At 37.9% G+C, this 14,457-nt stretch carries 11 protein-coding genes; 3 read left to right on the top strand and 8 right to left on the bottom strand.

The genetic code is table 11. The features are described 5' to 3' along the window. Window positions 1-159: 159 nt before the first annotated feature. The 4 genes from menB to ACQKIM_RS26660 are packed head-to-tail and all read right to left on the bottom strand — an operon-like array spanning window position 160 to window position 4,938. Complete coding sequence (gene menB / locus ACQKIM_RS26675; protein WP_427549718.1) at window positions 160-978, bottom strand: 1,4-dihydroxy-2-naphthoyl-CoA synthase; 819 nt, start codon at window positions 976-978, stop codon at window positions 160-162. A 60-nt stretch (window positions 979-1,038) separates the two neighbouring features. Next, window positions 1,039-1,848, bottom strand: coding sequence for a 2-succinyl-6-hydroxy-2,4-cyclohexadiene-1-carboxylate synthase (gene menH, locus ACQKIM_RS26670; RefSeq protein ID WP_427549716.1), 810 nt, complete (start codon window positions 1,846-1,848; stop codon window positions 1,039-1,041). Next, complete coding sequence (gene menD / locus ACQKIM_RS26665; protein WP_427549713.1) at window positions 1,836-3,560, bottom strand: 2-succinyl-5-enolpyruvyl-6-hydroxy-3-cyclohexene-1-carboxylic-acid synthase; 1,725 nt, start codon at window positions 3,558-3,560, stop codon at window positions 1,836-1,838. Before menD ends, menH begins: the two co-directional genes overlap by 13 nt. Beyond that, window positions 3,553-4,938, bottom strand: a complete 1,386-nt coding sequence (locus tag ACQKIM_RS26660; RefSeq protein WP_427549712.1) for an isochorismate synthase — start codon at window positions 4,936-4,938, stop codon at window positions 3,553-3,555. The genes menD and ACQKIM_RS26660 overlap by 8 nt, the downstream gene beginning before the upstream one ends. Before the next feature lie 412 nt (window positions 4,939-5,350). Between ACQKIM_RS26660 and ACQKIM_RS26655 the strand changes: the two genes are divergently transcribed. Further along, complete coding sequence (locus ACQKIM_RS26655) at window positions 5,351-6,268, top strand: 1,4-dihydroxy-2-naphthoate polyprenyltransferase (RefSeq protein ID WP_427549711.1); 918 nt, start codon at window positions 5,351-5,353, stop codon at window positions 6,266-6,268. 35 nt (window positions 6,269-6,303) lie between these two features. Here ACQKIM_RS26655 and ACQKIM_RS26650 read toward each other — a convergent pair whose 3' ends face one another. The 3 genes from ACQKIM_RS26650 to ACQKIM_RS26640 form a co-directional block, all read right to left on the bottom strand. Further along, entirely contained in the window at window positions 6,304-7,230 is a 927-nt protein-coding gene (locus tag ACQKIM_RS26650) for a dipeptidase (RefSeq protein ID WP_427549708.1), read from the bottom strand. A 45-nt stretch (window positions 7,231-7,275) separates the two neighbouring features. Further along, window positions 7,276-7,728: a TraR/DksA C4-type zinc finger protein gene (locus ACQKIM_RS26645; protein ID WP_427549706.1), complete on the bottom strand. Its 453-nt coding sequence runs from the start codon at window positions 7,726-7,728 to the stop codon at window positions 7,276-7,278. Between the two features lie 76 nt (window positions 7,729-7,804). Further along, window positions 7,805-8,566, bottom strand: coding sequence for a MerR family transcriptional regulator (locus tag ACQKIM_RS26640; protein WP_427549704.1), 762 nt, complete (start codon window positions 8,564-8,566; stop codon window positions 7,805-7,807). Between the two features lie 201 nt (window positions 8,567-8,767). Between ACQKIM_RS26640 and ACQKIM_RS26635 the strand changes: the two genes are divergently transcribed. Continuing rightward, on the top strand, window positions 8,768-10,081 hold the full coding sequence (locus tag ACQKIM_RS26635) for a trypsin-like peptidase domain-containing protein (RefSeq protein WP_427549701.1): 1,314 nt from the start codon (window positions 8,768-8,770) through the stop codon (window positions 10,079-10,081). A 280-nt stretch (window positions 10,082-10,361) separates the two neighbouring features. Continuing rightward, the gene (locus ACQKIM_RS26630) at window positions 10,362-11,000 is read left to right on the top strand and encodes an NAD(P)-dependent oxidoreductase (RefSeq protein WP_427549698.1); all 639 of its coding nucleotides are present in this window, start codon (window positions 10,362-10,364) and stop codon (window positions 10,998-11,000) included. Between the two features lie 109 nt (window positions 11,001-11,109). Here the strand turns inward: ACQKIM_RS26630 and ACQKIM_RS26625 are convergent, their stop codons facing one another. Next, on the bottom strand, window positions 11,110-13,890 hold the full coding sequence (locus tag ACQKIM_RS26625; protein WP_427549695.1) for an S-layer homology domain-containing protein: 2,781 nt from the start codon (window positions 13,888-13,890) through the stop codon (window positions 11,110-11,112). Between the last annotated feature and the right edge of the window lie 567 nt (window positions 13,891-14,457).

The raw sequence follows: 14,457 nt of genomic DNA, 5'->3' as shown, positions 1-14,457 counted from the left end.
CGAAAGCGAAGCGTCAGCGGCAAAGCGAGTAGCCTGGAACGGAAATCACCTTCATTTGACTTAGTAGTGTTCACAAAGAGTCCCTTGACCATTTAGTTTTTCAACACTATGAAAGCTCGTATCTCTAATCAGATACGAGCTTTTCAAACCTTCAATTAATCAAGGGAATCTTGGGAATTGACCGAAGTCTGGTTGGCGTTTCTCTTTAAATGCGTCACGGCCTTCTTTTGCTTCATCCGTTGTGTAATAAAGAAGTGTAGCATCGCCAGCCATTTGTTGAAGACCTGCTAAACCATCTGTATCTGCATTCATAGCTGCTTTTAAGAAGCGTAGAGCAGTCGGTGACATTTGTAGCATTTCTTCACACCATTGTACAGTCTCGTCCTCTAATTGCTCATAAGGAACAACAGTGTTCACTAATCCCATATCAAGTGCTTGCTGTGCATCATATTGACGGCATAAATACCAAATTTCTCGTGCCTTCTTATGACCAATAATACGTGCAAGATAGCCTGAGCCATAACCAGCATCAAATGAACCAACTTTTGGTCCAGTTTGTCCAAAACGAGCATTGTCAGCCGCAATTGTTAGGTCACATACCACATGTAATACATGTCCCCCACCGATTGCATAACCTGCAACCATCGCTACTACAGGTTTTGGAATTACACGGATTAAACGTTGTAAGTCCAGAACGTTTAGACGTGGGATCTCATCTTCTCCAACATAGCCGCCATGACCGCGAACCTTTTGATCTCCACCTGAGCAGAAAGCATGTTCACCTTCACCAGTTAAAATGATAACTCCAACATTTTTGTCATCACGTGCACGTGAAAAAGCATCAATCATTTCCATTACCGTTTTTGGTCGGAATGCATTGCGTACTTCTGGACGGTTAATCGTGATTTTTGCTATACCGTTATAAAATTCATACTTAATGTCTTCATAAGTATGTAAAGTAGTCCATTGACGTGTCATTGAATTGCCTCCTAATCATATATAATCCTCGTTCATTGTCGAGGCACCAACGTAAATTGATTACGTTAAATACTCCTCTATTATTGTAGCAAACTCAGCGGGATTTTCCACATGAATTGCATGTCCAGCGTTATTTACTGTCGTATGCTTAACATTTTTTAATAACGCTTTCATTTCTAGTGCAATTTTACAAAACTTCTCATCTAGTGAGCCCGTTACTAAAAGAACAGGAAATTCAAGCTCTGCTAATGACATCCAATTTGATGGCTGATTACCCGTTCCTATACCTTGTAAGCTTCCCGCTAGGCCCTCCACCTTCTGAGAAAGCCTTTCTGTCCTAATCGTTCGTCTTACATTGTCTGGTAAAAATTTTTGGGATTCAAACAAAGGGATGTTCTCCCATGTATTCACAAATGATTGTAATCCATTATTCATAATTTTTTCAGCTAGAGCGTTATCTCTCGCACAACGCTCAGAACGCTCCTGTGAAGTTCGTAAACCAGGAGAAGCACTTTCTAAAATAAGCCTTTTGATTCGCTCAGGGTAGGCGATTGCATACGATAATGCAATTCTTCCCCCCATTGAATAGCCTATCAGCGTAAATCTCTCTAGCTGCAGCTGGCTAATTACTTCTTCTAAATCTTGGATTTGTTCATCCATGGAGAAACGACTGATTTCCTTAGGTACTGCTGTTTGACCATGCCCAATGCAATCAATCGCAATCAATCGTATATGTGGCAGAGCTTTCGCTAAATTTCGCCATGAAGTCGTACTACCTGTAAAACCATGTAGGGCAACGAGCGTTTGCTGTGCTCTCTCGTTCCAAATTTCTACATGTGTTTCAAGTCCTCGAATCATTAGCTTTGCCATGCTTTTAACCCCGCATTAATGCGATTCCATAGTGCCCGATGTGCATAAACATTTTCTTCTCTATCTGTGAAAATTTCAAGCAAGCGCAATGGACGCGTTTTTACAATTGAAAACTTCTCGGAAAGCTCCGAAATATCTTCTACACGGATGTAGTCCATGTCATACATCTGAGCAACATCATTAAATTCAAGGGCAGTGGGTGTACCAAATAAATCTTCATAATGTGCTTCCACAGTGGATTGTGGTAAATAAGAGAAAATACCGCCACCATCATTGTTCATAACAATGATTGTTAGGTTACATTGTTGATACCTTGATGCAATAAGACCATTGATATCATGTAAAAAGGCTAAATCGCCAATTAGTAAATAGGTTTCACGGTTATTCCTCTGACTAAATCCCATTGCTGTTGATACGACACCATCAATACCATTCGTTCCACGATTTGCAATGATACGAAGATCTTTCGGTGTTGCCATTAAAAACGTATCAATATCACGCACGGGCATGCTGCTGCTCACAAAAATATCACTGCCATTTGGAATAAACCTTAATAATCGACTTACCATTGCTCCCTCATCTATAGCAGCCTCGGAATAGTGTTCAATGTATTCAAGCGCTATATCATTCGCATCCTGCCATTCAGCTAAATATTGTGTCTCTAGTGCAGTATCAGAGATTTCTAAATTCGTCAGCCATTCTCCAATCTCCGCATGAATAAAATGAGTAGAGACACTAGTAGCGTCTCGGAACATCGGATCTTCATCGACTACAATATAAGCAGTTGGCTGTGAGTTTGTAATAAATTGCATGATGAATTTAGAAACGGGCTGTGCACCGAAGCGAAGCACTGTATCCGGCTTAACAAGCGCCTTAAACTCATCACTCTTCATAATAGCATCATAAGTTGTGATGATATAAGGTAAACAATCCTCTGGTACTGATGTACGCATGTTTGATAAACTCTCGACTATAACTGGCCATTTTAACTGGCGAACAAAATTCCACATAATTGTTAAGTCAGTACCAAGTGACAGTTCCCCAATAATCACAAAGCCTCGTTCTGATGCTCGTAAAATGGAAGATAATTCTTGCTGAGCCACCTCAGAAGGCATTAACTGAGCCATCCTACTTTGTTTAAATGTTGTTTCTGGTAACTCATCTCGGAAATCAATTAATAATGGCTCCCGGAATGGTACATTAATATGCACTGGTCCAAATGGTGCACTTGTCGCAATGGCTACTGCTCGTGCGATATGGCGCTCGATAAAAGGCAGTGTTGGTGCAGCATTGTCTGCTAATGGGAAATCTACACTCCATTTTACATGTGAACCATATAAATTTGGCTGATTTATCGCTTGCGGTGCTCCCACCTCTCGTAATTCATGTGGACGATCAGCCGTAATAACAATTAGTGGTACACGGGCATAACTTGCTTCCACAATGGCAGGAAAATAGTTTGCTGCAGCTGTTCCAGATGTACATAATAGTACTACAGGCTTTGCTGTAGCCTTTGCGATTCCCAATGCAAAAAAGGCAGCAGATCGTTCATCAACCTGGCGATACAAATGAAGCTGTTTCGTAGAAGCAAAGGCATAAGCTAAAGGCGTAGAGCGAGAACCTGGACTAACTACAACATTTTCTACACCAGCTTGCACAAGGGCTGCCACCATATGATAAACGTAATTTGTTAAAGTCTCCCTTTCATTCATTTAAATGTCCTCCTAACGCACGTAGCATCGGGCGGAATTTCACTAATGTTTCCTCATATTCAGATTGTGGCTCTGAATCTGCAACTATTCCGCCACCAGCGTATAAGTAAGCTTTGTCTTTCAGTAAAGCAGCCGAACGTATGGCTACTGCAAATTCTCCGTTGCCTTCCGCATCTACCCAACCAATTGGTGCAGCGTAAAGACCTCGATTCATAGGCTCATACTTACGGATCGCTGCCATCGCCTCTGTTCTTGGAACACCGCCCAGAGCAGGGGTAGGATGCAAGGACTTTGTCAGCTGTAAAATCGTAGCTTCACTATTTAACTGACCTTCAACAGGAGTATAAAGATGTTGTATATCTCTGATTTTTAGGAGGCGAGGACTGTCAGGTATCCTCATATCGACACAATTTTTACGGAATGTGTCCGCAATCATGTCGACCACATATTGATGCTCGCCACCATTTTTCGGGTCATTCAATAGGCTTTGACCATAGGCTTCATCTTCTTCTGCTGTCTTTCCACGTTTGATGGAGCCAGCAATACAAGATGAAAAGGCACGTCCATTCTCTACCTTTACTAATCGTTCAGGTGACGCACCAAAAAACAATAAATCTTGACGCTCTAAACCAAATAAATAGCTCTCAGGCTGTTCATGAATAATCTGTGACAGTACTTGAGGTGAAGAAACATGCTCTTTGAATTGCAATGCAAGGGAACGCGCGATCACAACTTTATCTGCCTTTTTTTGCTTAATCAGTGCTGTCACTTGGTCAATGGATGCAAGATACGGATCCTTATAGGGCTCATAATAACTTGTTATTTCAGGCTTTGAATACGTTTTCACTTCTTTTACTTGAGCAGCATGAATTAAGTGATCTCTCTCTTTACGTAACGCTTCAAATTGATCCTCTGCCTGCTGTTCTTTTGAAATGAGATGAATGCTGACATAGGCTTTGTCATCTCGAATAACAAGCTGATATGTGGCAAGTGCAAAAAAAGCCTCTGGAAAGTTGGTCCATTCTCCATCTACATTATTTTGTGGATCAAATGTAAAACCACCAAACAAAATTGGCTGTAGCTCGCTCTGCCCCTTTATACAATTCTTCGTTAAGCTTTTCCATTCTGCCTCTACGGCATCATAGCGATCATTTTTGGCGTTATTCTGAATTGTATAGGCATGTCCTAGCCCTACTAATGTCATTGTTTTTTCTCTATTTTGCCAATAAAATCGTTCACCTTTATAATTCCCCTCGCCCGCTGCATAAAATGCTAGCGCAGATAAGCGACTAACCTCAATTGTTTCCATATAAAAATGAAGGCTTTGGCCCAAAGAGTCCACTTCTACTTCTGTGGCTTGGTACCACTTCTGTTGCATGAAAATTACCTCCGTTGTTGCAATGTACATCAACAATCATATTTGGCATTGTAACTGTTTCTCTATCTTTTATCAGAGACAATGTGTGTAATGTTTGATTGTGCTTAGGTTTTGCAGTGGGGGACAGAGTCCATCATTTCTTCTAACCCTCTTTTTTTGCACACAAAAACATTCATGACGTCTACCTAGCCTTTACTTGATTCGTTCAAAAAATCGTCGTACATATGTAAGACAATCTTTTTTTCGTACGATTGCTATAAAATACATAAATTATCTCCAGCTCATAAATGCATGTTCTATTGTATCACTTTTTTCAATGGAACTGTATGTAATAAGCTGTGAACCTACCCATTTTCTCAATCTTCGTTTAAAATAAGAAGAGTCGACAACATTTGAAGGAGAGAAAGACCTTATGACCAAAGTCATTGAAGCTGATAGGGGTTTTAAAGTTTGGTGGCATTTAACACGCCCACACACTTTAACCGCTTCATTCGTTCCAGTATTTTTAGGGACAGCAATTGCTCTAGCAATTGAAAAACAAACAATTGATTTTGGACTATTTTTTGCTATGCTCATTGCAAGTATGCTTATACAAGCAGCAACGAATATGTTCAATGAATATTACGATTACAAGCTGGGATTAGATAACGAGCACTCTGTCGGTATTGGTGGAACCATTGTTCGTCATGGTGTTCAGCCAAAAACAATTATGATTATTGCATTAAGCTTTTATGCAATCGCAATGCTACTTGGCATTTACATATGTGCCTCTACCTCTTGGTGGCTAGCTGCTGTTGGCCTCGTTTGTATGCTTATTGGATTTTTATATACAGGGGGTCCTTATCCTATTGCCTATTCACCTTTTGGAGAAATTGTATCTGGTGCTGTAATGGGGATGGGGATTGTCTTAATCGCCTTTTATATTCAAACGCTTACAGTTACACTTGATGCTGTTTTACTATCGGTACCAAGTATGATTTTAGTAGGTGCTATCATGCTATCCAACAATATCCGTGATATCGTAGGCGATACAGAGGGTGGACGAAAAACACTTGCCATTTTAGTAGGTCGTGATCGTGCTATTTCTGTACTATCTGGCTTTTTTATTATCTCGTACCTATGGGTAATCGCTCTAGTAGCCATTGACGGTATTACATTTTGGGCTTTAATCATTTTCTTAAGTGTGCCAAAACCGCTTCGTGCGATTCAAATTTTCCGCGATAAAAAAGAAGCTAAAGAAGTAATGCCTGCCATGAAATTCACAGCGCAAACCAATACATTCTTCGGCTTCCTCTTAGGAATCGGTTTATTAATTCATTATTTCATTTAATAGTATTAACTTCTGAAAAAAGAAAATGCAGCACCTTAACGGGTAGCTGCATTTTTTACATAGCGTCGAAAGTTCTGACTTGCAATACCACGAACTTCCTCGATTGAAAAATGTTCACCTAAAGCCTCTAGTAGATTTTGTGCCTCTCCAGCGTGTGCTAATCCATTTATAGTAGCATCTATCCCATCAAAGTCAGAACCTAGTCCAAGATGTTCTATTCCCACTATATTGGCTAGATGTTTGACATGCGCTACTAAATCATCCATTGTAGCATTTTTACCGATGAATGTAGGAAAGTAGACCAGATGAATATGTCCACCATGCTCTACTAGTGCCTTTACTTGTGCATCCGTTAAATTTCGTGGATGGTCACAAAGAGCACGTGCATTACTATGACTAGCGATGATATGCTTCGCCAATGGTAGCACATCCCAGAAGCTCTGTTCATTTAAATGAGAGACATCAATAATAATATCCCGCTCATTTAGTAAGTTAACAACTTCTTTTCCAAATTGCTTTAAACCAAGGGTTGCATCTTGTTCAGCACCATGGGCTACGGCATTTTCTTCATTCCATGTGAGTCCAACAAGCTTTACGCCTGCATCTAATACTACAGAAAGCTTTGCTAAATCCTCACCAATTGAACCACAGCCCTCTAAGCTTAGAATAGCTCCAATTTCATGTGGAGCTAAAGTATCTAATTGTGACCAATCAGTAATGTGTACCATGCCCTCCGTTTGTAGTACATGTGTATGAAAGGCTTCAATTTGGCGCACTACTTCTAAAAATTGCTGGCTTTGTGGAACTTTAGGATTGATGAAAATAGCAAATACCTGTGCCTTTACTTGCCCTAATTGTAATCTTCCTCGATTGGTAGCCAATTGTGCATCATCTTCAAATTTGACATCTTCTAACGTTGTTAATTTCCATAATGCATCACAGTGTAAATCAATTATGTCCATATTCTCACCCCATACAGCTATTATACTGCTTTGGAGTTGAAATGCTTACAAACTTTTATCTTGTGGGGTATCAGAAGAGCCAAATTCCTCAAGCTCTAGGAAATCATCCGATTTTGAATTAGCAGACAACACGTCTTCTTCTACTGGTCTTAACTCGTCAGCTTTTTGTTCTGCATGTTCAACACATGTTAATGCTTTCGGCATTGCTTCTAAGCGACCAATAGGAATCTCTTCTCCACATACAGCGCATTTACCATATGATCCTTCCTCCATCGCTTGAAGTGCCCGCTTTATTTCCTCAGCATTGTCACCTCGATGCTCATCAATTGCCATTTCCGTTAGCTGATCCGTTAAATCACTCGCATTGTCAGCTGGATGATTATCATAATTAGATAGCTCTGTCGCCTGTGGTCGCTCCGATTCCTCAAGCTGCTTTTCTATCTCCTGTAATTCCTGCTCTAATTGCTTTTTTAATTTTTCCATTACTTGTGGGTTCAAAAAAATCTCCTCCTCATACCCTCATTTTTTCCTAAATTACTATTTCTAAAACATGCAAGCCTGAGGAGATTTCAACTTATTTTTTTGTATAATGAATGATAGCATCATGTAAAAATTGTGCTGCTCCTTTAGCAATGCGTTCATCATAATAAGCTGTAAAGCGTTCATCCGCCATATACATTTGAGCAATTCCTGCATGAGCCTCTTTGGAATATTGTGACCACGTAAAGCACAACCAACGCTTATGAAGCTCCGCTACCTCCATTGCCACATCATTGTTTGTATCTCCAATTTCCATCGCTTCTTTTAAACGATCAAATAGCTGCTGTTCAAGTTGCTGCATTGCCTGATATTGTTCCTCTGTCATATTCATTAGCTTAGCATTTGAAGCGTCCACTTGATCATCACCATATTTTGCACGAATTTCTTGTCCATATTGCTTTTCATTCTCTTCGATTAACTTCTCTTTAAATCCAATAAATTTCTCCTCATTTGCCATAGGTCGTTCCTCCTCAATAGATTGTATAGTTCTTTCCACTGTTTGTAATATTCTTTCAAGCTGCTCCTTACGTTTAAGTAAAGCAGCACGATGCGTTTTAAGTGCCTCTCTAGGCTGAAAATCAGATGCTTGAATAATTTGTTGGATTGTAGCCAGCTTCATATCCAATGCTCTATAAAATAAAATCTGCTGTAGCATATCAACCTCAAACTGCCCATAAAATCGATAGCCAGCATCATTGGTTCGCCCTGGCTTCAATAGCCCAATTTCATCATAATAACGAAGCGTTCTAGTACTCACTCCTGACATTTGCGCAAGCTCTTGAATTGTATATTCCATTTTCTCACCTCCATTTAATGCTACTGTAAACCTTTACGCAGCGTTAAGGTCAATAGGTATTTTTGATACTTCTCTTTTTTATGAAATGAACTAGCATTGCTCCCAATAATCATCCTAACGAGAAATATATGTCAATAATATCTATAGAAACTAATTGACTTGTCGATAAAAATAGTAAATATTTCACAGGAGTGTGGTAGGATGAAATGTCCAAAATGTCAGCATAAAAATCTGACAAATAGTAAATTTTGCGCCGAATGTGGTGAAAATCTGCATCATTCAGCGGTCGCTAAGAAGGGTATTCCCATTTGGGCTATTATCGTTTTATCCATATGCTTTTTATCAATTGGCGGGCTTGGCTATGCCTATTGGGATTATTTCACAAGTTCAAAACAAAAAGAGAATTCCTATCAGGAAATTAATGATCAGGAAAAATTGAATGCCCTCCAAGTATCCACAGAGGAGCTTTCAAAGAAACAAAAAAATTATGTGCAGCAGGTAGATCGTGTGACGCTTATAAAAGAGGTGCAACAAAAGGTCTTTACTGTACTTACAGCGAATGGGCAGGGTTCAGGCTTTTTATATAAAAATGGCGGATATGTTATTACAAACGCACATGTTGTTCAGGGCGAGGTTGAAGTGAAAATTCGTAATTCAAAGGGGCAGGAGTCTCCTGGAACTGTTATAGGTATATCGGATAGATATGACATTGCATTATTACATATCCCAAGCTATCAGAATGTTCCACCTCTTGAAATCGAAAAAAATGAATCTCCTGTTGGCTTAGAGGTTATCGCCTTTGGTAGTCCTCAGGGATTTGAAAATTCAGCTTCTATCGGTTACATTACGGGGAATAAACGCGATATGGAGCTTGAAAACTTTATTTATAAACAAATTTATCAGGTCGATGCTCAAATTGATAAAGGTAGTAGCGGAGGTCCTTTAGTAGATGTGACGACAGGTAATGTCATTGGTATTAATTCACTTCTGTATACGACTGATACCAGCACGAATTTTGCATTCTCTATCCCTCTCTATAGCATGTTAGAACAGTTTGATAGCTGGATTACCAAACCACTTTCTGCTAATGAGATCCGTTCTATAGCCAATAAAGGGTATGCTAACAGCCAACAGTCCCCTATGGAAGCTGATACGAATACAGAAGCTCTTTTAGCAGGCCAATTTATACAGTCCTTCAGAATGTACTACGAAATGGCGCTAAATGACGGTGATTTTTACTGGATAGCTGATATGTTAGCTCAAGGCAGTAGCGCTTACAAAGAGCTTGAGAATTATGTCAATGACATAGCAAACAAGGGACATTATTTTTATTTTACAAACAATGAAGTTTTAGATGTAAAATCTTCAAATGGCAAATATTATATTGATATGAATGAAACATTTGACTTTTATGATGCTCAGGGAAACTATGAGTACTATGATCGCTATAAAACTTATACCATTGTCGTGGATGATTATGGGGCATTTAAAATTTCCAACATTAAGATTTATTAATAAAAAAGAGGCTGGGACAAAAAGAAAAAATGTTAGATCGATTGTATCTCGGTCTAACATTTTTTTGATTTAAGAAGAATCAATCAACTCAGTGAAACGGAAAATTTATTATCCATTTTCGTTATTTTTCAAAATAATTAAGTTCTGTCCCAGCCTCTTTTTGTATTGTCCTTTTGCATATATTCCTATAGTTTATCAATATATAAAGGAGTTTAAAATTTGGGGAAACTTATGTCAATTTCGAACGTAAACTTATTATACTTAAATTGGGGGCGATAAAATGGATAACTTTTATAAAATAGCAATTATTGGGGGAACAGGGAGAGTTGGAAGGCATTTAGCAATGCGTGCTGTACAGCAAGGATATCATGTTCGGATGCTTGTTAGAAATCCCGAAAAATTATTGTATCAAAATGATAAGATTGACATTGTGAAAGGGCAGATACAGGATATAAATAATATTCGAGAGCTGTTGAAAGACTGTAATATTGTCATAAATACATTTGGTCAGCCAGCGAAAGAGGATCCAATCTATAGCAAAGTAACTAAAAATATTCTCGACGTAATGAAAGATTTGAACATTAGCCGCTATATAGGCGTCTCAGGTGGTTCTTTAACGATTGACGGGGACAAAAAAAGCCTGTTGAATCGTGTTGGAGCAAAGTTATTTGAAACTCTCTTTCCAAAGATGATGGTAGATAAAAAATTGGAGTGGGAAATTTTATTGAACAGTAAAAATATTAAATGGACACTTTTGAGATTACCCTTTGTAAAAGATAGTTTAACTTCTAAGTCTATAAAAGTAGGCCTAACAGATATGCCTGGCACAAAAATTACTAATCAGGATATAGCCTCCTTTATTATTAAACATCTAGACAATCCTCAGTTTCTACATAAATCCCCGTTTATCTCACATTAATAAATATCACAAGATTTTCTCTTTATTCATAAAAAAATGCAGTAGATAAAATTGATATCTACTGCATTTTAGTATTCAACTTTAGGTAGACTTGCTGGGGAAAAACAAATTATCTTTGCACTATAATTGACTGCGAAGTGAAATCCAACTTATTCCCACTATAATCTGTAAGCGTATTTCTAGGTGAAGCTAGAATTGTCACATTTCTACCGTATTCAAACCCACTTTGAGGTATTGTAATTAGGACTCTATTATCTTGTGTATAAGTAGTTGTAGCTGCTACTGAATTACCATTTACAAGAATATCAAAATCCATAGTACCACCATTCTTGACTGGCTCACTGAAAATAAGCTCTAATGTTTGTGAATTGTTAACATTAATAGTTTGAATCTTTGGTGCAATATTTTCATTAAGAGTAATTAATGTACGCACCTCATCGAATGACTCCATAGAGTTCGCAGCTCTTAAACCTTTAATTGTTATATATCGACCTCCTGTAAAGTTATTGGAGTCCTTTTTCAACGTGAGCTTAATACGATTTAAATTAGAGCTCTCTACAATTGCACTTTCAATAAGCGCATTATCAATACTATAATTTTGAAGATTTTGAGCAAGTGCTGGATCAACAGGATAATTGAAATTCAGATACACAATATTATTATCTCTAATAGAATTATCTATTGCAGATGTTTGAATTGGATTAATTGGCGATAATGTGAGTTTATTGCTATTAATATTCAAATCACCGTTACGTGAAAATTTCACATTTGGTACTTCATTGACTGGCACACCATATAAATTTGTCACGTTAATTAAAGTCAGTTTACCATCGTAAAGAGCTCCCTTTGCATCATAAGGGCCAAGTAATCCTGCTATCTTGACACGTAGTTTTGTAGGTTGATCTTTTACTAGATGAATATCACTTTGAGGACCTCTTGATAATTCATATAAGATATGGTTATTCATATAGCTGCCAGAAAATGCTGCTTTTGCATTAGCTCCTAACTGAACTGGCTTATCAAAAGTTAATTGTAAATATTCTACACTATCTTCATAAACGATTTCAGAATTTGTTAAGACAGGCGCTCTATCATCTCTGATAAAATTATACACCGTTGAGAAAGTGGCTGTTTCACCCGATAAATCAGTAATAACACGACCAGTAGCTGTTCCAATTGTAGTTATTCCCTGAAGTATATTTCTTGGATCTACCGTTACATTGACTAAACGGCCATTTTTAGAATCTTTCTCTACTTTATTGATGGTGAATGAAGTCTGGCCACTTTTAATGGATAAATCATGTACATAAAGCGGTTGAACCTCCTCTGAGAACAACAACTGGAATGTATTTGGACCAGTTTGTGTGACAGTGGATAGTGCTGGCGGAATACCATCTCTATCCCCTTTTTTCACTGAGACAGTAGCTGGATTTGGTGAAATGATATTTCCTGCCAAATCTGTGGCCGCTACAAATGTAATTTGCATAGCTGCACCAGGTGTTAAATAACCACCATTCACAGTTGCAGCGGATAAATCAAAGGTTGCCTCAGTGGCATTTTGTTCAATGCTCCCCACTACATTCATAACCCTTGTTCCATTTGGTAACGTGAATTGAATGCGTTCATTTGGAAATGCTGCCATTGGCTCAGAAAACTGCACTTTTACGATTGAAGAGTTGTTTCCTTGCGTTGATCCCAAAATAGTTGGGGGTTGTGTATCCCCAGCAATGACAAAATTCGCATCTACTTGTTTAAGTAATAAACCTTTTTCTGATTTGATGTTGTTTAGTACATAACGATGTGTGCCTTTTAATGACTCATTTACTGTAAAGATGATTGATTTTTTATCAGCACTAATTTCTGCTTTCACAATGGATAGTGATCTTAATGTATCCACATTAGAGAAAGCTACAATATTATCCTGTAGTTTACCATCTGTTTTTAATACAGAAAGTGGGTCAATTGCCAGGTTAAAAGCAACTTTAATCTGAGAGCCATTGATTCCCTCCACTGATTGTACCTTTAGTTCATTGACTTCATAGGTAACAGCAGCTGAATAGGGTTTATCATTAATTTTAAAATCCACCTTCGTTTCCACATTTTCAATAAGTGGCGTTGCTAATGTTACCTTATGACTTGTCCCGTCTGTTAGTGTTACTTGTAGTGTAGTCGCATCTACTACTTTCACTGTTTGGATAAGCAAAGGTACCTCAGGCACTTTTATCATCTCAGTAATATTGGTCATAGTACGATGTAAAAAGGATGCAAATTGACCTCTTGTTAGTGTGCTTTTAGGATTAAATGTTTTGACATTAGTAATCTTTGCATACTCAAGAGCAGTAATAGCTTCACGGTTCTCTACTGTTGCATTTTTTAAATCTGTAATAGAGGATTTATGATTTTCTACTTTATATTTCGCAATTAAATCAATATCGTAAACTGTTTCAATCGCACTTACCAAGTAAGACGCCATTTGTTCTCGTGTGATATTCTCTGAAGGCAATAATTTGTTGTTAGTACCTTTAGTTATGCCAATATCATAGATAAGGGCTGCATATTGTAGTAATTCTTTATCTTTTGTAGTTGCTGGCTGCATGTCTGTAAAGCGTACTTTTTTATTGTAATCTTCAGGAATTTGATAGTGTTCTGATACTAGCCATTTCCCTAAAAATTTAATAACATTGCTTCGCGTAAGGGTAGCATTTGGCCTGAATGTGCCATCAGTATATCCTCCCACTATCTTCGCATCTGCTAGTGCCAAAATTCCCTCTCTATGGTCACTCTTTGCAATATCTGTAAAGGAGGCTGCACTTGCAGTAGGAACAACAGCTGCTGCAACCAATGCTGTAGATGCTGCGCTCACAATCCATTTACTTTGCTTTTTCTTCATATCTATAACCTCCTACTAATTCTATTCAACTCTATTATAAAAGAAAGCTAGAGTTATTCCAAAGGATATACCAATATTATCGAGTTTTACCATGGAATATTTGTCTAAGTAGTAGTGAATAAAGAGTCGATGTTCAATTAAATTGGTTGGAGGAAATAAGTTTTAATCATGTATATTGTTATTTTAAATGGATGGAATTAGCTGTATTTGGTGGAGTTAAGCAAGGCTAATATTTTAATTTTTACTAATTAAAAATGGATAAGCATAAGCCTTCCCATAAGTATGTTTATGAGTTGAGGAGTCTCTGTTGTCAAGAATTCTACTATAATAAGGAGAAATCATTTAATGAAATCATGTTAGGCTAAGTGCAATAATAAGAGGGTTATCCGCTGTTTTTAACATATCACAAAAAGGCAATAACAAACTAAGAACTCATAAAAAAGCAGTAGATGTATTTTACATCTACTGCTTTTCATGTTGTTGAAATACTATTATGTCAATGAAATCAAGGTGACAAATTAAAAAGTATAGTCCTTTTTCAAAACGAGGGGTTGATCTCCGTTCCGA

This window comes from Lysinibacillus sp. NPDC047702 (assembly GCF_050272555.1).
In the GTDB taxonomy this organism is placed as follows: Bacteria; Bacillota; Bacilli; order Bacillales_A; family Planococcaceae; genus Lysinibacillus.
The sequence above is the reverse complement of the archived record's forward strand: the minus strand, read 5'-3'. Positions and strand labels throughout refer to the sequence as shown.

Excerpts from the sequence above, each read along its gene's own strand:
- ACQKIM_RS26625 (WP_427549695.1), bottom strand. The coding sequence starts at position 13,890 with ATGAAGAAAAAGCAAAGTAAATGGATTGTGAGCGCAGCATCTACAGCA.
- ACQKIM_RS26640 (WP_427549704.1), bottom strand. The coding sequence starts at position 8,566 with ATGGAATATACAATTCAAGAGCTTGCGCAAATGTCAGGAGTGAGTACT.
- ACQKIM_RS26650 (WP_427549708.1), bottom strand. The coding sequence starts at position 7,230 with ATGGACATAATTGATTTACACTGTGATGCATTATGGAAATTAACAACG.
- menH (WP_427549716.1), bottom strand. The coding sequence starts at position 1,848 with ATGGCAAAGCTAATGATTCGAGGACTTGAAACACATGTAGAAATTTGG.
- ACQKIM_RS26635 (WP_427549701.1), top strand. The coding sequence starts at position 8,768 with ATGAAATGTCCAAAATGTCAGCATAAAAATCTGACAAATAGTAAATTT.
- ACQKIM_RS26660 (WP_427549712.1), bottom strand. The coding sequence starts at position 4,938 with ATGCAACAGAAGTGGTACCAAGCCACAGAAGTAGAAGTGGACTCTTTG.
- ACQKIM_RS26655 (WP_427549711.1), top strand. The coding sequence starts at position 5,351 with ATGACCAAAGTCATTGAAGCTGATAGGGGTTTTAAAGTTTGGTGGCAT.
- ACQKIM_RS26630 (WP_427549698.1), top strand. The coding sequence starts at position 10,362 with ATGGATAACTTTTATAAAATAGCAATTATTGGGGGAACAGGGAGAGTT.
- menB (WP_427549718.1), bottom strand. The coding sequence starts at position 978 with ATGACACGTCAATGGACTACTTTACATACTTATGAAGACATTAAGTAT.
- menD (WP_427549713.1), bottom strand. The coding sequence starts at position 3,560 with ATGAATGAAAGGGAGACTTTAACAAATTACGTTTATCATATGGTGGCA.